The sequence below is a fragment of the Janthinobacterium sp. 35 genome (genome assembly GCF_002754575.1).
Lineage (GTDB): Bacteria > Pseudomonadota > Gammaproteobacteria > Burkholderiales > Burkholderiaceae_D > Janthinobacterium > Janthinobacterium tructae.
This window is the reverse complement of the sequence record NZ_PEFN01000001.1, coordinates 4,382,691-4,401,236: the sequence shown is the minus strand read 5'-3', so window position 1 is coordinate 4,401,236 and position 18,546 is coordinate 4,382,691. Positions and strand designations below refer to the sequence as shown.

At 62.9% G+C, this 18,546-nt stretch carries 15 protein-coding genes; all 15 read right to left on the bottom strand.

Translation table 11 applies throughout. The annotated features are described in order from the left end of the window. Positions 1–22 precede the first annotated feature (22 nt). The 15 genes from CLU93_RS19540 to odhB all read right to left on the bottom strand — a co-directional run bounded on the left by CLU93_RS19540 (position 23) and on the right by odhB (position 18,545). Positions 23–1,939, bottom strand: coding sequence for a glycosyl hydrolase family 18 protein (locus tag CLU93_RS19540; RefSeq protein WP_257225022.1), 1,917 nt, complete (start codon positions 1,937–1,939; stop codon positions 23–25). Between the two features lie 541 nt (positions 1,940–2,480). Beyond that, complete coding sequence (gene rlmD, locus CLU93_RS19535) at positions 2,481–3,821, bottom strand: 23S rRNA (uracil(1939)-C(5))-methyltransferase RlmD (RefSeq protein ID WP_099762957.1); 1,341 nt, start codon at positions 3,819–3,821, stop codon at positions 2,481–2,483. A gap of 132 nt (positions 3,822–3,953) precedes the next feature. Next, positions 3,954–4,985, bottom strand: a complete 1,032-nt coding sequence (gene rpoS, locus CLU93_RS19530; protein ID WP_099762956.1) for an RNA polymerase sigma factor RpoS — start codon at positions 4,983–4,985, stop codon at positions 3,954–3,956. 8 nt (positions 4,986–4,993) lie between these two features. Next, entirely contained in the window at positions 4,994–5,908 is a 915-nt protein-coding gene (locus tag CLU93_RS19525) for a peptidoglycan DD-metalloendopeptidase family protein (protein WP_099762955.1), read from the bottom strand. A 42-nt stretch (positions 5,909–5,950) separates the two neighbouring features. Then, positions 5,951–6,841: a protein-L-isoaspartate(D-aspartate) O-methyltransferase gene (locus CLU93_RS19520; protein ID WP_099762954.1), complete on the bottom strand. Its 891-nt coding sequence runs from the start codon at positions 6,839–6,841 to the stop codon at positions 5,951–5,953. 9 nt (positions 6,842–6,850) lie between these two features. Continuing rightward, positions 6,851–7,588, bottom strand: coding sequence for a 5'/3'-nucleotidase SurE (surE, locus tag CLU93_RS19515; protein WP_099762953.1), 738 nt, complete (start codon positions 7,586–7,588; stop codon positions 6,851–6,853). 94 nt (positions 7,589–7,682) lie between these two features. Then, positions 7,683–10,151 (bottom strand): tetratricopeptide repeat protein, encoded by a 2,469-nt coding sequence (locus CLU93_RS19510; protein WP_180287887.1) that lies wholly within the window; start codon positions 10,149–10,151, stop codon positions 7,683–7,685. Positions 10,152–10,170: 19 nt separating this feature from the next. Then, a complete protein-coding gene (locus tag CLU93_RS19505) occupies positions 10,171–10,776 on the bottom strand; it encodes a toll/interleukin-1 receptor domain-containing protein (RefSeq protein ID WP_099762952.1) in 606 nt (201 codons plus the stop codon). Between the two features lie 284 nt (positions 10,777–11,060). After that, on the bottom strand, positions 11,061–13,097 hold the full coding sequence (locus tag CLU93_RS19500; RefSeq protein ID WP_373629856.1) for an ATP-dependent DNA helicase: 2,037 nt from the start codon (positions 13,095–13,097) through the stop codon (positions 11,061–11,063). A gap of 61 nt (positions 13,098–13,158) precedes the next feature. Continuing rightward, on the bottom strand, positions 13,159–13,359 hold the full coding sequence (locus CLU93_RS19495) for a YdcH family protein (protein WP_034752051.1): 201 nt from the start codon (positions 13,357–13,359) through the stop codon (positions 13,159–13,161). A 145-nt stretch (positions 13,360–13,504) separates the two neighbouring features. Beyond that, positions 13,505–14,215, bottom strand: coding sequence for a hypothetical protein (locus CLU93_RS19490; RefSeq protein ID WP_099764490.1), 711 nt, complete (start codon positions 14,213–14,215; stop codon positions 13,505–13,507). Positions 14,216–14,234: 19 nt separating this feature from the next. Continuing rightward, positions 14,235–15,332, bottom strand: coding sequence for a cell division protein ZapE (gene zapE / locus CLU93_RS19485; RefSeq protein ID WP_099762950.1), 1,098 nt, complete (start codon positions 15,330–15,332; stop codon positions 14,235–14,237). 70 nt (positions 15,333–15,402) lie between these two features. Then, entirely contained in the window at positions 15,403–16,833 is a 1,431-nt protein-coding gene (gene lpdA / locus CLU93_RS19480; RefSeq protein WP_099762949.1) for a dihydrolipoyl dehydrogenase, read from the bottom strand. Further along, entirely contained in the window at positions 16,823–17,194 is a 372-nt protein-coding gene (locus CLU93_RS19475; protein WP_071076263.1) for a PspC domain-containing protein, read from the bottom strand. The genes lpdA and CLU93_RS19475 overlap by 11 nt, the downstream gene beginning before the upstream one ends. A gap of 94 nt (positions 17,195–17,288) precedes the next feature. Next, a complete protein-coding gene (gene odhB / locus CLU93_RS19470) occupies positions 17,289–18,545 on the bottom strand; it encodes a 2-oxoglutarate dehydrogenase complex dihydrolipoyllysine-residue succinyltransferase (RefSeq protein ID WP_096236911.1) in 1,257 nt (418 codons plus the stop codon). Position 18,546: the final 1 nt, after the last annotated feature.

Below are 18,546 nucleotides of genomic sequence, written 5' to 3'. Positions count from 1 at the left end.
CGCGTCTTACGCTACATCAGCATTACCGCACCTTCCACACCTCCGTCGCCAGCACGCCATTCGCGTCGCCATCGAGTTCCCACGAGAACGCGCCGCGCAAGCCCTGGTCCTTGACATATTTCACCTTGGTGCCGATGACAGTCGGGTCGTCATAGCTCCACCACTGGCCGCCCGCCCCCGTGTACAGGTACAGCTGCCTGGTCACGGGATGGTAGTAGCGCGTACCGGTCTTGGCGACGAGGATTTTATAGTCCTCGATGCCCGACTCGTAAGTGCCTGGCGCCGTGCCCGTGGCCGCCTGGTACAGGCCATCGCCATTCGGTCCCGGCGCCACGCCCGTCCAGCCGCGGCCATAGAACGGTATGCCCAGCAGCAGCTTGTCGCGCGGCACGCCGGCGGCAATCATGTACTGCACCGCCTTGTCGCCCACGTATTCGCGCGCCATGCCCGTCGACGGATCGGCAGGGTCGGCAAACAGCTGGGCATTGAAGTTGGTGCTCGTTTCCCAGCCGCCGTGGAAGTCGTAGGTCATCAGGTTGATCCAATCCATGTACTGCGAGTACAGGGCCGGTTCCGTGTTGTCGATCTTGTCCTTGCCGGCACCGACGGCCGCCGTCAACAGGTAGCGCTTGCCGTTGGCGGCACCGAGCGCATCGAGCTGGCTGCGAAATTCCGCCATCAGCAAGGTGAAGTTGCGCTTGTCGTTCGGGCTGACCGTGTTGTACGGCTGGCCGCCGCCCACCGGATACTCCCAGTCGATGTCGATGCCGTCAAAAATATTCGCCGCCGCACCCGCGCCGCCGCGACCGCCCTGCACCGGCAAGTTGCCCTTGATGTAGATATCGATGCACGAGCGCACCATCTGCTTGCGCAGCGCATCGGTGGCCGAACCGACGGAGAAGTTCTTCGACCAGCTCCAGCCGCCCAGCGAGATGAACAGTTTCAGGTTCGGGTGCGCCGCCTTCAGTTTTTTCAGCTGCAGGAAATTGCCCGACAATGGAGCGTCCCATGGGATGGCTTGGCCATCGACGGTGCGCTTCGGCGTGCGGATGTAGTCGGCCTCGGCATCGCCGCCCGTACCCGCGTCCGGCGAATTCGGATTCGTCGCGCCCGGCTCCGTCTTGGTAATCATGGCGCACTCGTAGCCACCGTTTTTCGGATAGATGTTGCCGAAAGCGTAGTTGATGAAGGTCAGCTTGTCGGCCACGCCGCTGGAGTGCACGTTCGCCACTTCATAGTCGCGGCCATACACACCCCACTGCGCGAAATAGGAGCCGACTTCGCGGCCGGTCGGCGTTGGCGTTGGCGTTGGCGTTGGTGTCGGTGTCGGTGTCGGTGTCGGGGTAGGAGTGGGCGTCGGAGTGGGCGTCGGTGTCGGCGTGGTGCTGCAGATCTCCTGACTGGTCCATGGCTTGCCCGTCCCGGCGGCGCCGCTGCTGGTCGACGGGTTGTCGCCCTGCGTCCAGTAGTTGGCGCGGTAATTCGTGCCCGCATGGCTGACGGTGGCGCCCGCGCTGTAAGCCGTGCCGGCCACCCATGCCAGCGCGCACGTGCCGCCGGTTGGCGTTGGTGTCGGGGTGGGCGTCGGGTTCGGCGTTGGCGCCGGTGTCGGGGTGGGCGTCGGTGTCGGAGTCGGCGTTGGGGTCGGCGTAGGAATTGGCGTAGTTCCGCCATCGCAAGTGCCGCCTGCGCTCCACAGGCTAGGCGTGGAGACGGGATTCCAACCGGAACCCACGTGATCGGTCTGCGTCACCAGGGCCGTGTAGTTGGCGCCCAGGTAGCTGACCACCGTGCCGGCATTATAGGTGCCGCCCTCTTGCCATGGCACGCAGGCGACCACCGTGCTGGCCGCCAGCAATTGCGAGCCAGCCGGCGCGCTGGCGTCGCCGCCACCGCCGCATGCTGCCAGCACGCCACCGCTGGCCAGACATACCATCATGTTCCTGATCGTTTTTTTGAGTATCAAATTTTCCACGCTGTCTCCTGTTCAGGTTTGCGGAAATACAACTCTGCTTCAATGAAAAGCTACCCTGTGATTTTGTTTTTTGCAGTTGCAAGAACAGCATGCTGCTGAAAAAATAGGCGGTCAAGTGGTTTTGAAGTGGCCTCAAAGTGGGCAATACCACTTCGCGCAGAAAGCGCAGCGGCACAGGCAAACGGCGTGTTGTCCTACTGGACAATGAAAAACGGCAGAGGGAGGATGCAAAAAGACGCTGGATCAGGAAAAGACAGACCAGTTTTATAACACGCTGTAAGTGGTATTAGCGCGGAATCCGGGCCAGCACATGGATAGCCTCGGCGCGCCTGAAAAACATTCAGAGCAAGGCGCCTTGCCGAAGACAGTGCGAATAGTACGGCTAGGCAAGGCAACGCAGCTATGGACGTTTTTCCACGTTCAGAGCAAGTCACCTTGCCAAAGACAGTACGTAAGTACGGCTAGGCAAGGCAACGCAGCTATGGACGTTTTCTCAGGTGTGCCCTCAGAGCAAATCAAATACCGCCATCGACTCTACGTGCGAGGTATGTGGGAACATGTTCACCACGCCCGCCTTGCTCAGCACATAACCCGCTTCCAGCGCCAGGATGCCGGCGTCGCGCGCCAGGGTCGACGGGCTGCACGAGACGTACACGATGCGTTTCGGCAACAAGTCGGGACGCACTTGCGACAGGCCGACCAATGCCTGGCACAGGGCCATGGCGCCATCGCGCGGCGGGTCGACCAGGATGCGGTCAAACTTGCCCAGCGCGATCAGGTCGTCCGTCGTGACTTCGAACAGGTTGCGCGTCGAGAACGAGGTTTTTTCCGCCAGGCCGTTGGCCAGCGCGTTTTCCAGCGCCCGTTCCGTCAGCGTGGTACTGCCTTCGATGCCCACCACTGCGCTGCCTTGCGTGGCCAGCGGCAAGGTGAAATTGCCCAGGCCGCAGAACAGGTCGGCCACGCGGTCGGTCGGCTGCACTTCCAGCAAACGCAGGGCTTTCGATACCAGCACGCGGTTGATGTGGTGGTTCACCTGCGTGAAATCGACAGGCTTGAACGGCATCTTGACGCCGAATTCCGGCAGCAGGTAGTGCAATTGCTTGTCCAGCGGATAGAACGGCACGGCCGTTTCCGGCCCTTTCACCTGCAGCCACCATTGCACGCCGTATTCGTCGGCAAAGGCTTTCAGTTTTGTTTCGTCGTCCGCCGTCAATGGCGCCATGATGCGCAGCACCATCGCCGTGACGTCTTCGCCCACGGCCAGCTCGATCTGCGGCATCTGGTCGAAGATCGACAGCGAAGCAATCAATCCACGCAGCGGCAGCAGCATGGCGGAGATGTGCGGTGGCAAGATTTCGCAGCTATCCATGTCGGCAACGAAAGCCGATTTCTTTTCATGGAAGCCCACCAGCACGGCATCCTTCTTCTTGACGTGGCGCACGGACAGGCGCGCGCGGTAGCGGTAGCCCCACGTCGGTCCATACATGGGGCGCATGATGCTTTGCGGACGCACCTTGCCGATATGCCACAAGTTATCTTCCAGCACGCGCTGCTTGATCGCCACCTGCGCCGACGGCTCCAGATGCTGCATCGAGCAGCCGCCGCAGTTATCGAAATGCTTGCACTTGGGTGTCACGCGCATCGATGATTCGCGGTGCAGCACCGTCATGCGGGCCATTTCCCAGTTTTTCTTTTTCTTGTACGTCACAAAGCTGACGCGCTCGCCCGGCAATGCGCCTTCGACAAACACGACCTTGCCCGGCGAGCCGTCTTCGTTCTCAATATGGCCAACGCCACGGGCGTCCATGTCGAGCGATTTGATTTCGATGATATTTTCTTGCATAGCGATCAATAGGTAAGAGTGGGCCAGGACGCAGGGCCGCGCTGGAACTTGAAAGAATGGGGGAAAGGTCAGGCGCCGCGAGCGGGGCGTATGATAGCAGATGCGGCCCCGGAAATACCGGGACCGGGCGTCTTACAATAACGAGTCGCGCACCACCCCGCGTGCGGCCATGGCGCGCTTCAACTTAATCAGCGCTTCCTGCTGGATCTGCCGCACGCGCTCGCGCGTCACGCCCATTTCTTCGGCCAGGGTTTCCAGCGTGGCCGGATCGTCGTTGTCGAGACCGAAACGGCGCATGATCACCACGCGCTGCTTGTCGGGCAGCTTGGTCAGCCAGTCGCGCACCAGCACCGTCATTTCATGGTGTTCCGCGCGCGCGTCGGGGCTGTCTTCGCTGGCGCCAGGCAGCATGTCCATCAGCGACGATTGCGGGTCGTTGTCGAGCGGCGCGTCGAGCGAGGTGGCGTGCTCGGACAGGGCCAGGATATCCTGCACCTCTTCCACGGGGCGGCCCACCAGGTGGGCGATGTCTTCCGCAGTGGCGTCCTTGCCGTCGTGATGCTGGGCTTCCAGGTGGTATTTGCCGCGCAAAATCTGGTTCAGTTCGCGCACCATGTGCACGGGCAGGCGCACCGTGCGCGCCTGGTTCATGATGGCGCGCTCGATGCTCTGGCGTATCCACCAGGTGGCATACGTGGAAAAACGGAATCCGCGTTCAGGCTCGAACTTGTCGATGGCGCGCATCAGGCCGATGTTGCCCTCCTCGATCATGTCGAGCAAGACCACGCCGCGGTTGATGTAATGCTTGGCGATCGACACGACCAGGCGCAGGTTGTGCTCGATCATGGTTTGCCGGGCTTCGAAGTTGCCCTGCTTGGCCAGGGTGGCGTAATGCACCTCTTGCGGCGCCGTCAGCAGGGGCCGCGTGCCGATCTGGTTCAGATAGTGCTGCGTGGTATCGGTCGACAGCTCGGCCGCCAGCACCTTTTTCAGTTCATCGACACTTTCGACCAGCACGCTGACGCTGGCCACCTCGGCGCCCTCGGCCGCGTCGACGGCATCAATGCCGTCGAGTTCGCCGGCCTCGTCCGTCACGACTTCGTCTGCCCCGTCTTCCGGCAGTTCCGGCTCATCGTCCAGCTGATCGTGCGGCGCGTGTGTCATTGCTTTACCTAACGGTTAGGCAGGAATTTCGAAGGGTCGACAGGCTTGCCCTGCTGGCGGATTTCAAAGTGCAGCTTCACGCGGTCGGCATCGGAATCGCCCATTTCGGCGATGGCCTGGCCTTTGTTGACGTTCTGCCCTTCCTTCACCAGGATGCTGCGGTTATGCGCATAAGCCGACAACAGACTATTACTGTGCTTCACGATGACAAGATTACCATAACCACGGATTCCGCTCCCGGCATACATGACTTTTCCCGCGCCGGCCGCCACCACTTGCTGGCCCGCCTTGCCGGCGATGTCGACGCCCTTGTTCTTGCCTTCGTCGAAAGTGCCGATGACCTTGCCTTCGGAAGGCCACATCCAGCTGATCTTCTCGTCGCCAGGCGCCGCTGCTGCAGGCGCTGCCGCAGCGGCCGGTGCGGCGGCGACAGTTGCTGCCGGCGCTGGCGCAGGCTTGACGTCGCTGCTGCCGCCATCGGCGCGCAGCTCGGCCAGCGTGGCGTCGGAATACGCGCGCTTCTCGCCGCGCGGGCCGGTTTTCTTCGGCACGACAGGCGCGGCCGGCTTGATCTCCGTGACAGGCGGCATGACGATGGCCGACGTTTGCGCGCCGCCCGTGTCGCCATTCGGCGGCAGCACGCGCAATACCTGGTCGACCTTGATGTCGTTCGGGTTGCTCAAGTCATTCCAGGCCACCAGGTCGCGGTAATTCTGGCCGTGTTCCAGAGCGATGCGCAACAGGGTGTCGCCGCGCTTGACCGTGTAGTAAGCCGGGTCGCGGTCGCGCGGATCGCTGGCGGCGGCGCTGCTGCTCGATGGATGGCGCTCCACGACGGGCGCCTGGACGCCCGTGGTGCCACAACCGCTCAACAGCGCGGCCAAGGTGATGCTACATAGAAGTATGTTACTTTTCTTAATCATTCGCATGTAATTGTATGTCCTGCTTGCTAGCTGATCCGGGGATCATATGGTGCCCGGGCGCAAAGGTACGAAATGGCAGTCTTCCAGGGTCTGGCTGGTCCATTCCATTTTCCCCACCCGGGTAATGAGTTGTAAGTGTTGCAATTTAGCCCCCACCGGCGCAACCAGACGCCCGCCGGGCGCCAGCTGTTCCAGCAGGGCTTGCGGGACTTCCAGGCCGGCTGCGGCAAGGATAATCCCGTCGAAGGGCGCCGCCTGCGGCAAGCCAAGCATACCATCTCCGTACTGCAAGCGCAGATTTGACACGCGCAGCGGGCGCAGGTTGGCCTTCGCCAGCTCGTGCAGGGGCCGGATGCGCTCGATCGAATACACCTCTTTCGCCACCAGCGACAGCACCGTCGCCTGGTAACCGCAGCCCGTGCCGATCTCCAGCACGCGCTGCAAGTTGCCGCCCTGGCGCATCACTTCGATCATGCGCGCCACGATATACGGCTGCGAAATGGTCTGGTGATGGCCGATGGGCAAGGAGGCGTCGATATACGCCTGCGACGCCAGCGCCTCGTCCATGAACAGATGGCGCGGCACGGCTTGCATGGCGTCGAGCACCACCTGATCCTTGACGCCCTGTTTCGCGATGCGCGCCACCATGGCTCGGCGTACGGCCTCCGACACCAGCGGATTTTGCCGTGGCGGCGACGGCACCGCCGGTTGCGCCCGCTCATTGGCGATGGCCTGGGCCCGTGACGGCGCGATGGGCAGCGTGGCAGCGTGGTACGGCGCGCCTCCCCTGGCCGCATTTTGCGCCGCATTTTGCGTCGCCGTCTGCGGCGTGGCAATGCGCGACTGCGCCAGCGACGGCCCCCCGCCCTGCCTGGCGGGCTTGCCGGCCAGCGAATCGAGGGTCAGGGGGAAGGTACGCGGCTTGTCAGTCATAGTGAGCGGTCATGCCAGGCCTTTTGCCAGTGCATCGAGTTGGGTGGTATGGGTCAGGTCGATCTGCAACGGCGTGATCGAGACTTGTCCATGTTCAACGGCGTAAAAATCCGTGCCCGGCCCGCCTTCCTTGGCGGCACCGGCAGGGCCGATCCAGAAGATTTCACGGCCACGGGGATCGAGGGCGCGGATCACGGGCTCGGCCGAATGGCGCTTGCCCAGCCGCGTGGCCGCCATGCCTTGCAATTGCTCGTAAGGGATGGCGGGGATGTTCACATTCAGCAAATACGGTTTCTGCAGGGCGTCAAACTGGCGCTCGACGATTTCCCGCGCCACGCGGGCGGCCGCGTCCAGGTTGGCCCAACCGAATTGCGACTGGGAAAAGGCGATGGCGGGAATGCCGAACAGATAGCCTTCCGTGGCGGCCGCCACGGTGCCCGAATACAGGGTGTCGTCGCCCATGTTGGGACCGTTGTTGATGCCGGAGACCACCAGGTCGGGCCGCTCGATGAGCATGCCCGTCAACGCCACGTGCACGCAGTCGGTGGGCGTGCCGTTGACAAAATAAAAGCCGTTGGCCGCCTTGTGCACGGACAGGGGCCGGTCCAGGGACAGCGAATTGGACGCGCCCGAACGATTGCTGTCGGGCGCCACCACGACGATTTCCGCAATGGGCGCGAGCGCGTCGGCCAGGGCCGCCAGGCCTGGCGCCAGGTAACCGTCGTCGTTACTGATAAGAATTCTCATAACGAGATTTTACCTGAAGCAATGCCAACACTGCGCGTGCCACGCGCCGAATGGCAGCATTATTTATGCCGCCGCGCTGACATGGCACACAGCGTCAGCGCGGCTCGATGCCCGCTTCCGATAACGCCCCTTCCAGCGCCTGCACTTCATCCTCTTGCAAGGCCAGCAAGGCATTCAGATCACCTTGCAATTTATACATTCTTTTCAGCTGCGCCATGCCGCGCCTGCGCAGCTTGCCCGGCACGCCAGGGCGCAGCAGACCGGACTTCAAATGTTCGGCCAGTTCGCCCGCCTGCGCATACTGTTCGCGCTCGATCATGCCTTGCAACATCGAGATCATGCTGGCAAGGGTGTCCGGCTCGGCCACGTCGTGCCCGCTGGCGCGGCCGGCCAGGATGGTTTCCTGCAAATGCCGGGCGCCGTCCAGCACGCTGTCCGCATGCCCCGTGACGGGCGCATTCAGCAAGCGGTCGCTGCCGCTGAGCACCGCGTCTTCCAGCAGGCGCGCCGCCTCGCTCTCGCCCTGCTGCTGCAGGGTACCGGCCAATTGCTTCTTGCTGTGCAAGGTATCAAGGTGGTCTTCGCCCAGCAGGCGCGCATGCACTTCCAGCACTTGCTCCTGCACGCTGCGCGCCGCATCGAGCTCGCCACGCCGCAACAGCGCCTCGGCCAGCTTGCGCTGACTCATCAGGGTTTCAGGATGGTCGAGCCCGTGCGTGCGCTCGCGCGCCGCCACCTGGTCTTCGTGCAGCTGGCGCGCACCGGCCCAGTCGCCCTGCCCGGCCACGATATCGGCCAGCAAGTCGCGCGTGGCCAGGGTGGCCGCATGGTCGCTGCCCAGGCGCCGCTCCTGCACCTGCAGCACGGCAGCGAGCAGGCGCCGCGCGCCTTCCAGGTCGCCTGCGCGCCCCAGGGCCTGCGCCAGGGCCAGCTTGCTGCGCAAGGTATCGCCATGCTCGGCACCAAACAGGCGCTCGCGCGCCGCCACCACCGTGCCCAGCACTTGCTGCGCCTGCGCCAGCCGGCCCATGCGCAGCAAGGTGGCGGCGCGGCGATCCATCGCTTCCAGGGTCAGCGGATGCTCGCCGCCCAGCTGGCGCACATAGCTTGCCAGCACGGCATCTTGCAACAGCAGCGCCGCCGCCATTTCCCCCTGCAGCAACAGGGTTTGCGCCAGGCAGGCCCGGGCGGCCAGGGTGTCGGGATGCTCGCTGCCCATCACGCGCTCGCGCACGTCGAGCACGTCCTCTTCCAGGAAGCGCGCTTCATCGAGCTTGCCCAGCTGGCGCAGCAGGCGCGCCATGCCGCTCTTGCACGCCAGGCTGTCGGGATGTTCCTCACCCAGCAGGCGTACGCGGATCTCGACGCTCTGGCGAAAGGCGTCAAGCGCCTGCGCGCTGCGCCCCTCCTTGCGGTACAGCTCGCCCAGGCGGGCCAGGTCGCGCGCCAGCGGCAGGGCCACGGCGCGGCCCGGTTCGAGCAGCAAGGCCTGGCGCGCTTCGCTGATGGCGCCCAGCAAGGCGATTTCACGGCTCGATTGCCAGGGAAAGTAGCCGCCCGTCAGCCAGTGCAAAAAGGCTTCGAAAGTACGCGTGAGGGAAAAGCGGTCGCCGCCCTGGTCGATGCGCACGGCCAGCTGCTCGCCATAGGCAAAGGTTTTCGTCTGCTGCAGCTGGACTTCGTCGAAATAGCTGTCGAGGGCAATCTGCGACAAGCCGTAGGAAGTGCGCAGCAGGCGCTCGAACATGGGCTGGAAGCCGGCGATGCCCTTGTGCGCGTCGCCGCGGCGCCACTCGGCGCGCTGCGCCCCATCGCCCATTTCTATGCGCGAGGGCAAGGGGTAGACGAGCAGCGGACGCTGTTCATCCTCATGACTGCGGCGGTATTCGATGGCCCGGGTGACGAGCGCATCGACGCCTTCCAGGCTTTGCCGGTTCGGCGTGAAGACCACCACCAGCTTTTTCGGCAGCAAGGTGGTGCAGATGCCGGCACTGTCCGTGCGGCCCGTGCGCGAATCGACCAGCACGTAGCGGAAATGCTGGGCCAGGGTATCGGCGAAGCAGCGGAACAGGGCTGGGCAAGTGTCGAACAGCTGATCCCAGCGCATCTGCGCCAGGCGTTCGCTATAGCTGGCATCGAAACGCCCCGCGCGCATCAGGTACAGCGGGCTGCCCTGATCGACGCGCACCACGTATTGCTGCCAGTCGATGGCGTCGAGCACGCGCTGCGCCAGCGCCGCATCGTCGCGGCCCGCATCGTCGCGCCCCCTGGCCTGCCCGCCGCCACTTTCCAGGCTGAAGCGTTCCAGCTGCTGGCGGCAAGCCTCGAAGAATTCCAGTACGCCGGGACGCTCCTCGTGCTGCTCGAAATAATGGTGCAGGCCCGGCGCTTCCATGTCCCAGTCCAGCATCAGCACGGGCACGCTGGCGTTTTCACGGCGCGCCAGCAGGACGGCGATGTTCGACAGGGCCATGGTGCGGCCGGTACCGCCCTTGTAGGAATAGAAGGTGACGACTTCGCCAGGGGCGCTCAAAGGCGGCAGGGAGAGGCGTTGGCATTCCATGACAGGACCTTTTACGTGATTAACGCGGAAAGTGGGGAGGCGGAATGGCGCGCCATTCCGGTGGAATAGCGGGCAACACGAAACGGCTGCAATCGTGGCCGGGCGGTGTCGACCGCTTGAGCAAGTGGTAATGCGTGGCGATGCGCTGCACGATGCGGTCGATGTCGGGCAGGTATTGCGGATTCGACTTCAGGTCGCCGCTGGCCAGCGTATAGCCGGAGAAATCGACGTACAACCCCGACTCCGTGATTTGCGGCGGCAAGCCGTCCGGATGGCGCGTCATGATGATGGGGATGATCAGGTGGCTGGGCAGCGCATACCAGGCGCGCCGCTCCTGTTCGATTAGTTGCATGGCAGCAAATTCACGCCGCGTATAGCCGTGTGCTTCATATTTGGGCGTGTACAGCACGATCATGCAGACGCTCTGGCACATGGCGCGCGCCACGCGCAGGTCGATATCGTCGCCACCGCCGAGTTGCTCGCTGTCGATGAACAGCACTTCTTCACGGTCGAGGTGCGGTTCCAGATAGCAAGCCAGCGCCTCGATGAGATCATTCTTGAACTTGTTCATGAACGCATATTGGCCGTGTGCATAGCTCAAGAAACAGCCGTAGCGGATCTCCATGGCATCCCCCCTGTTCCCCGTGCGGCCCTGCCAACGCCGCGCCTTCATCCTGCAAGGCATGAACTCACTGTAGACCGCCCGGCAACAGCTCAGTTTGCGCTGGCGCAAAGATGTGTCTGGCGTCCTGGACATGGCAGAAAAAGCCAGAAACTGGCACGATCACGCCCATTTCTGGCATACCAGGCGCGCAGGCAAGCGCCGCACTGGAAGCGCTAGTGGCTTGATAACAAAGGGAAATATGCCGGCGCGCAACTGGCGCCGGCAAGCAGGACTCAAGCGAGGACTTAAGCGCCCTTGACGGGCAGATTGCGGAAGAACTCCACCACTTCGGCCGCATCGCGCGTGCGCTTGAACGGTGGCAGGCTTTGCCAGATGCGCTTGCCGTACGGCTTGGAAATGAGGCGCGGATCGCAGATCATCAGCACGCCGCGGTCGCCCTCGTCACGGATCAATCGGCCCGCGCCCTGCTTCAGGTTGATGATGGCTTCCGGCAGCGAATGGTGCATGAAGCCGTTCTTGCCCTGTTTTTCCATCACTTCGATGCGCGCCGCCAGCACGGGATCGTCGGGCGGCGCAAATGGCAGCTTGTCGATGATCACCAGAGAGAGCGCATCGCCGCGCACGTCGACGCCTTCCCAGAAGCTCTGGCTGCCGATCAGCACGCCATTCCCGGCGGCGCGGAACTGGTCCAGCAATTCCGTGCGGCCCTTGTCGCCCTGCACGAACAGGGGGTAGTTCAGGCCCCGCTGCTTGAATTCGTCGGCCAGGCGCTCGGCGGCCCGCTTGACGGCGCGCAAGGTGGTGCACAGGAAGAAGGTGCGCCCGCCCGCCGCCTCGATGATGGGCAAGGCGCAGTCGATGACGGCGTCCGTGTAGCCCAGCGAATTCGGCTGCGGCAGGTTTTGCGGCACGAACAGCAAGCCCTGCTGACCATAGTCGAAGGGGCTTGGCCAGGTGTGCGACGGTTCGCCCGTCAAGCCCATCTGTTCCGAAAAATGCTTGAAATCATTCTTCACGGCCAGGGTGGCGGACGTGAAAATCCAGCTGCGCGGCGTGCCTTCGCGCTGGTTGTTGAAGATCGGCGCGATCGACAATGGTGTTTTATGCAACTGCAAGGAGCTGGAAAACGCCTCCACCCAGAACACGGCTTCTTCGCCGGCCGCGACCTTGGCCTTCGGATCGAACTTCCAGCCGCTCAGCTGCTGCGCCAGTTCGACGCCGCGCACGCGGCACTGTTCCAGCGTTTCCGCCCGTTCCGCCTGGGTTTCCAGCACCGCCACCATGCCGTCGAGCTCATCTTTGAGCGTGTCCAGCGCCGGAAAGAAATCACTCGACGGGGCGATTTGCGGCAGGGACAGGCGCACGATATCCTGCGGGAAGGTCAAACGCAGGTCGCGCGCCGCCTTTTCCACCACCGTCACCGTCTTGGCCCAGTCGATGCCGCGCGCATGCGCCAGGCCCTCGGCCAGCACATCGCGGCACAGTTCCAGGATTTGCGAGGTCGACACCGTGTTGCCAAAGAACAAAGTGGCCGTATCGGGCAACTGGTGTGCCTCATCGAAGATGATGGTATTGGCCGAAGGCAGCAATTCGGCCACGCCCGTGTCCTTCAGGGCCACATCGGCAAAGAACAGATGGTGGTTGACCACCACCACGTCGGCCTGCTGGGCTTCCTTGCGGGCTTTCATGACGAAGCAATCCTGGTAATACTGGCACTCGGCGCCCATGCAGGTGTCGCGCGTGGACGTCACCAGATTCCAGATCATGGCGTTTTCCGGCACCTTGGCCAGTTCCGCCTTGTCGCCGGAGTTGGTCATCTTGATGAAGCGCGAAATTTCGCGCAAATGCCCCACGTCATCGCGCGAGGTCATGCGCCCGTTCTGCAAGGTACGTTCCAGATGATAGTGGCAGACGTAGTTCGAGCGGCCCTTCAGCAGGGCCACGGAGACCGGTGCCTGCAGCGCGGCGCGCACGGTAGGGATATCGCGCAGGAACAATTGGTCCTGCAAGTTCTTCGTGCCGGTAGACACGATGGTCTTGCCGCCCCACATCAGGGCCGGCACCAGGTAGGCGAAAGTTTTACCCGTGCCCGTGCCCGCCTCGGCGATCAGGGTGGTCTGGCTGTCGATGGCGTGGGCGATGGCCTTGGCCATTTCCGTTTGCGAACGGCGCGGCTTGTAGCTGCCCACGGCGGGACCGAGCGGGCCGCCCGCGCCGAACAGGCGCTCGATGTCGGCATCGTGCTTGCCAGGGGCCGCCTGGGGTTCGGCTGGCAGACTGGCGTGCAAATCGGCAGGCTGGCCATCTGGGTTTACAGGCAATAAATTGTGATCGGTCAAAATATACTTAAGTGAAGGCTGGACTGGACGCTGCTGGCGCCCCTCAGGCGGGAACGTCGGGCACCAACTGCATTTTCAGCAAGGTGATGTGATCCTTCAATTGCAATTTGCGCTTTTTCAGGCGGCGCAGCTGCAGCTCGTCATGGTGACCATCGAGTATCAGCAACTCGATGACGGCATCGAGGTCACGGTGCTCCACGTTGAGTTCAATCAGGCGCCGCTCTATTTGCTGTGCATCGCTCATGTGTTGCGTTCCAGGCAGTGTTGGTAACAGGCGCGCGCAACATACGCAGGCAGCCATTGACGCCGGCATCACCGGCAAGTGCGTAGTTTAACCTGCCACGCGCGTTAGGGCACGCCATTTCCGGCATGCCCTAAGCACGGCGGTGTTATTTGACCGGCGGCACAGGCACAGCGACGGCCGGCGTGCTGGCAGCCGCTTTGGCCGCCTTGGCCTGCGCTTCAGCCTGGCGCTCGGCCAGGCGTTGCGCCACTCTTTTCTGGCGCGCCGCGGCGTCAGCCTGCTTGCGCGCATAGTCTGCTTCGCGGGCTGCGCGGCGCGGCGCTTCGGCGGCTGCGGCAGCGGCCTGCTTCGCCACCTTCGCCGCTTGCGCAGCCTCGCGCTCGGCAAGGCTCTTGCCTTCCGGCTTGGGCGGCGCCGGCTCGGGCGTGACCACTTTCACGGGCTTGGGCATGGCCGCAGTGCGCTGCTCGGCGTCCAGGCGCGCATCTTCCTGCGTCCTGGCCAGATCGATATCGCGCAGGCGCACGGATTCGGCCCGCTTGAAGTAATTCGCTTCCGCCTCGACAGCGCGCAGGCGCACGAGGATCAGGCGGCGCTTTTCCTTGGCCTGGTCCAGGCAGTTATTCACGAAAAACTTGTCGTAGCACTCCAGTTCGCGCGCGGCAAACTCATTTTCGGCCGCCGCGCGTTCGCTGGCTGACTGCTTCAGCTTGGCGTCCGCTTCTTCCACCGACAAGGTCGCGGGCACCTGCGGTGCGCCAACCTCATCCAATGCTGCGGCACCCTGGTGCGCGCAGGCGGACAATGCCAGGACCAGGCCCAGCGCCGCACCCAGCTTGTATAGTGTATTTGCCATGATGTTCATTATCCCTGCCTCAAACGATCGCGTCGGCCGCGCCGCGCTGTTCTTTTTCCATGTATTCGCGCGATTGCATCTCGATGATACGCGAAACGGTACGGTGAAACTCGTTGGCCAGCATGCCGTTCGTGTACAGCTGCTCGGGCGCCACTTCGGCCGACATGACCAGCTTGACCTTTTGATCATAAAAGACGTCGATCAGCCAGGTAAAGCGGCGCGCTTCGGACGACTGCGCCGCCGACATGGCCGGTATGCCGGACAATATCACCGTATGGAAGCGGCTGGCGATTTCCAGGTAATCATTTTGCGAGCGGGGTCCGCCGCACAGGGTGGCGAAATCGAACCAGATGATGCCGCCAGCGCGGCGCAGGCAATGGATTTCGCGGCTCTCGATGCGGATGCGCGCGTCTTCATCGGCCGTCTCGGCGATGCGCGTGTAGGCATCGCGCAAGGCCTTGTCGGTGGCGGCGCCCAGCGGCGTGTAGTAACTTTCCACCTGTTCCAGCGCGCGGCCGCGGTAATCGACGCCCGCGTCGACGTTCATCACGTCGAGCTTGTCCTTCAGCAGCGCGATGGTCGGCAGCATGCGGTCGCGGTGCAGGCCGTCCGGATACAGCAGGTCGGGATCGTAATTCGAGGTCATGATGAAGGACACGCCATTGGCGAACAGGGCCGACAGCAAGTTGTACAGGATCATCGCGTCGGCGATGTCCGAGACGTGGAATTCATCGAAGCAGATCAGGCGGTATTTCTTGGCGATGCGCTTGGCCACATCGTCGAGCGGATCGGCCACGCCCTTCAATTCGTCGAGCTGCTGGTGCACGCCGCGCATGAATTCGTGGAAGTGCAAGCGCGTCTTGCGCACTACCGGCACGACCGAGTAAAAACTGTCCATCAGGAACGATTTGCCGCGCCCCACGCCGCCCCACATGTACACGCCTTTCGGCACGGCAGGACGGTTCAGCAGGCGCTTGAAGGTACTCGAGCGCTGGCCCTTGTAGGCCACCCACTCGTCATAGCACAGCTGCAGGCGGTCGACCGCGCGCCGTTGGGCGGCATCGGCCTTGAAATCACGCTTCTGCAACGCGTGCTGGTAAAACTCTTCTACGTTCATGGGATTCGCTTTAACGCACAAGGGCGCCGGCGGAAAAAATCCGCGAGCGCCCCTGTAGGACTAACTACAATTAAAAGTTCAACGTGCGCTTGTCAACCGCCAGTGCCGCTTCCTTGGTCGCTTCCGACAAGGATGGGTGCGCGTGGCAGATGCGCGCGATGTCTTCTGCCGAGGCCTTGAATTCCATCGCCACGACGGCTTCGGAAATCAGTTCGGAGGCCATCGGGCCGACGATGTGCACGCCGAGGATTTCATCGGTGGTCGCATCGGCCAGGAATTTCACCATGCCCGAAGTGTCGCCCAGCGCGCGTGCACGGCCGTTGGCCATGAACGGGAAGGTACCGGCCTTGTAGGCGATGCCTTCGGCCTTCAGGGTTTGCTCGGTCTTGCCGACCCACGCGATTTCCGGCGAGGTGTAGATCACCCACGGAATCGTGTTGAAGTTGGTGTGACCGTGCTGGCCGGCGATACGCTCGGCCACGGCAACGCCTTCTTCTTCGGCCTTGTGCGCCAGCATCGGGCCGCGCACGACGTCGCCCACTGCCCACACGTTCGGCAGGTTGGTCTTGCAGTCGCCGTCGACGGCGATGAAGCCGCGTTCGTCCAGCTGCAGGCCGACCTTGTCCGCGCCCAGACCATTCGTGTTCGGCGTACGGCCGATCGAGATGATCAGTTTGTCGAACACGGCTTTTTGCGCTTCGCCCTTGGCGTCCACGAATTCCACGGTGACGTCTTTCTTGCCTGGCGTGATGGCGCCGATCTTGCAACCGAGGTTGATCTTCAAGCCTTGCTTGATGAACAGCTTCGACGCTTCCTTGGCGATCTGCTCGTCGACGGCGCCCAGGAAGACCGGCAGGCCTTCGAGCACGGTGACGTCGGAACCCAGGCGGCGCCAGACGCTGCCCATTTCCAGACCGATCACACCGGCACCGATGACGCCCAGCTTGGCTGGAACGGCGTCGATGGTCAGTGCGCCCGTGTTCGACAGGATCAGTTTCTCGTCGAATGGTGCACCCGGCAATTCGCGCGCGTTCGAACCCGTGGCGATGACCACATGCTTGGCCGTCAGGGTTTCGTTGGCTGCGCCCGTCACGCTGATGTCATACGTGCCAGCGGCGGCGGCAGCGAAAGCGGCGCGGCCGTGGAAGAAGGCGATCTTGTTCTTCTTGAACAGGTACAGGATGCCGTCGTTGTTTTGCTTGACGACGGTGTCTTTGCGCTTGAGCATCTGGCCCAGGTTCAGCTTCAGGCCGGCGACGTCGATGCCGTGCTCGGCGAAGCTGTGGCCCGCGTGTTCAAAATGCTCGGACGATTGCAGCAGCGCTTTCGACGGGATGCAGCCGACGTTGGTGCAGGTACCGCCAGGCGCGGCGCCGCCCTTGGCGTTCGACCACTCGTCGACGCAAGCGACGGAAAAGCCCAGCTGCGCTGCGCGGATGGCGGCGATGTAGCCGCCAGGGCCCGCACCGATGACGACTACGTCAAATTGTTTAGTACTCATGTTTTGTTATTCCAATCTCTTCGTCTGGTACGAAAATCCACAATAGAAGGTAAATCACCACGCCGAAGCCGAAGGTCAATGTAAACAGGACGAAGACGAGGCGCCAGATCCACGCTTCCATGCCGGAAGCGCGGCCCAGGCCGCCACAGACGCCACCGAGCCAGCGGTCGTTGCGCGAACGGCGCAGGCGGTTGAATTCCTGCACCAGGTCGTTCGACGGAGCGGAGTCGGAGGGACTGTCCGATTTGTCCAGGTTGATATTGCTCAGGAGCTTGGCTTTCGCTTGCGCGAATTCCGCGTCGCTCAGGGCGCCCGCCAGGTGCAACTCGTGCAGACGCTTGATTTCTTCAGAGACGTTCATGAGAATCCTCTTTCATTGAGATCAGCCAGCTGCGTCTTCTGGCAAGGGGTATCAGCTACATTGCCCCGGCGGCGACGCCGGGGGACTACGGTGCTTACAGGTCCAGCAACAGGCGTGCAGGATCTTCCAGCGCTTCTTTCATCGCCACCAGGCCCAGGACGGCTTCGCGGCCGTCGATGATGCGGTGGTCGTAGGACATGGCCAGGTAGTTCATCGGACGTACCACGATCTGGCCGTTTTCGACCACGGCGCGGTCCTTGGTCGCATGCACGCCCAGGATGGCCGATTGTGGCGGGTTGATGATCGGGGTCGACAGCATGGAGCCGAAGGTGCCGCCGTTCGAGATCGAGAACGTGCCGCCCGTCAAGTCGTCCAGGGTCAGCTTGCCTTCCTTGGCTTTCGCACCGAATTCACCGATTTTTTTCTCGATGTCGGCGATCGACAGCTGGTCCGCATTGCGGATGATAGGCACGACCAGGCCACGTGGCGAACCGACAGCGATGCCGATGTCGAAGTAGCCGTGGTACAGGATGTCGTTGCCGTCAACGGAAGCGTTGATGATCGGGTATTTTTTCAGCGCGGCGACGGCAGCCTTGACGAAGAAGGACATGAAGCCCAGCTTGACGCCGTGCTCTTTCTCGAACTTGTCCTTGTACTTGTTGCGCAGGTCGATGACCGGCTGCATGTTCACTTCATTGAACGTGGTCAGGATGGCGTTCGTCGATTGCGATTGCAGCAGGCGCTCGGCGATACGTGCGCGCAGGCGGCTCATCGGCACGCGCTCTTCCGGACGGTCGCCCAGGCTGGCGATGGTCGGCGTGGCGACTTGCTGCAGCGCTGGCTTGGCAGCGGCTGGCGCCAGTGGCGCAACAGCTGGCTTGGCGGAAGCGGCCAGGGCGTCGCCCTTGGTCACGCGGCCATCTTTACCGGAACCGGCGACGTCACCAGCGGACAGGCCTTTTTCGGACAGGATCTTGGCAGCGGCAGGCATGGCGACATCGCCTTTGGTCGCAGCGGCTGGTGCCGACGCGTTAGCGGTATCCTGGGCTGCAGCAGCCAGGGCTGGCGCAGGCACGGCCGACACTTCCATCGGGCTGACCTTGGCCGAGCCGTCGGTGTCGATGATGGCGATGACTTCGCCGGCGACGACGGTGGCGCCGTCAGCCTTGATGATCTGCACGATCACGCCAGCGACGGGCGCCGGCAGTTCCAGCACCACTTTATCGGTTTCGATATCGATCATGTTTTCGTCGCGCGCAACTGGTTCGCCGACTTTCTTGTGCCATGCCAGCAGGGTCGCTTCTGCAACCGATTCCGACAACTGGGGAACTTTGACTTCGATTTGTGCCATG

What these genes read in the sequence shown, in the direction of transcription:
- CLU93_RS19540 (WP_257225022.1), bottom strand. Translation starts at nt 1,939, where the DNA reads ATGATGGTATGTCTGGCCAGCGGTGGCGTGCTGGCAGCATGCGGCGGT.
- rlmD (WP_099762957.1), bottom strand. Translation starts at nt 3,821, where the DNA reads ATGCAAGAAAATATCATCGAAATCAAATCGCTCGACATGGACGCCCGT.
- rpoS (WP_099762956.1), bottom strand. Translation starts at nt 4,985, where the DNA reads ATGACACACGCGCCGCACGATCAGCTGGACGATGAGCCGGAACTGCCG.
- CLU93_RS19525 (WP_099762955.1), bottom strand. Translation starts at nt 5,908, where the DNA reads ATGATTAAGAAAAGTAACATACTTCTATGTAGCATCACCTTGGCCGCG.
- CLU93_RS19520 (WP_099762954.1), bottom strand. Translation starts at nt 6,841, where the DNA reads ATGACTGACAAGCCGCGTACCTTCCCCCTGACCCTCGATTCGCTGGCC.
- surE (WP_099762953.1), bottom strand. Translation starts at nt 7,588, where the DNA reads ATGAGAATTCTTATCAGTAACGACGACGGTTACCTGGCGCCAGGCCTG.
- CLU93_RS19510 (WP_180287887.1), bottom strand. Translation starts at nt 10,151, where the DNA reads ATGGAATGCCAACGCCTCTCCCTGCCGCCTTTGAGCGCCCCTGGCGAA.
- CLU93_RS19505 (WP_099762952.1), bottom strand. Translation starts at nt 10,776, where the DNA reads ATGGAGATCCGCTACGGCTGTTTCTTGAGCTATGCACACGGCCAATAT.
- CLU93_RS19495 (WP_034752051.1), bottom strand. Translation starts at nt 13,359, where the DNA reads ATGAGCGATGCACAGCAAATAGAGCGGCGCCTGATTGAACTCAACGTG.
- CLU93_RS19490 (WP_099764490.1), bottom strand. Translation starts at nt 14,215, where the DNA reads ATGGCAAATACACTATACAAGCTGGGTGCGGCGCTGGGCCTGGTCCTG.
- zapE (WP_099762950.1), bottom strand. Translation starts at nt 15,332, where the DNA reads ATGAACGTAGAAGAGTTTTACCAGCACGCGTTGCAGAAGCGTGATTTC.
- lpdA (WP_099762949.1), bottom strand. Translation starts at nt 16,833, where the DNA reads ATGAGTACTAAACAATTTGACGTAGTCGTCATCGGTGCGGGCCCTGGC.
- CLU93_RS19475 (WP_071076263.1), bottom strand. Translation starts at nt 17,194, where the DNA reads ATGAACGTCTCTGAAGAAATCAAGCGTCTGCACGAGTTGCACCTGGCG.
- odhB (WP_096236911.1), bottom strand. Translation starts at nt 18,545, where the DNA reads ATGGCACAAATCGAAGTCAAAGTTCCCCAGTTGTCGGAATCGGTTGCA.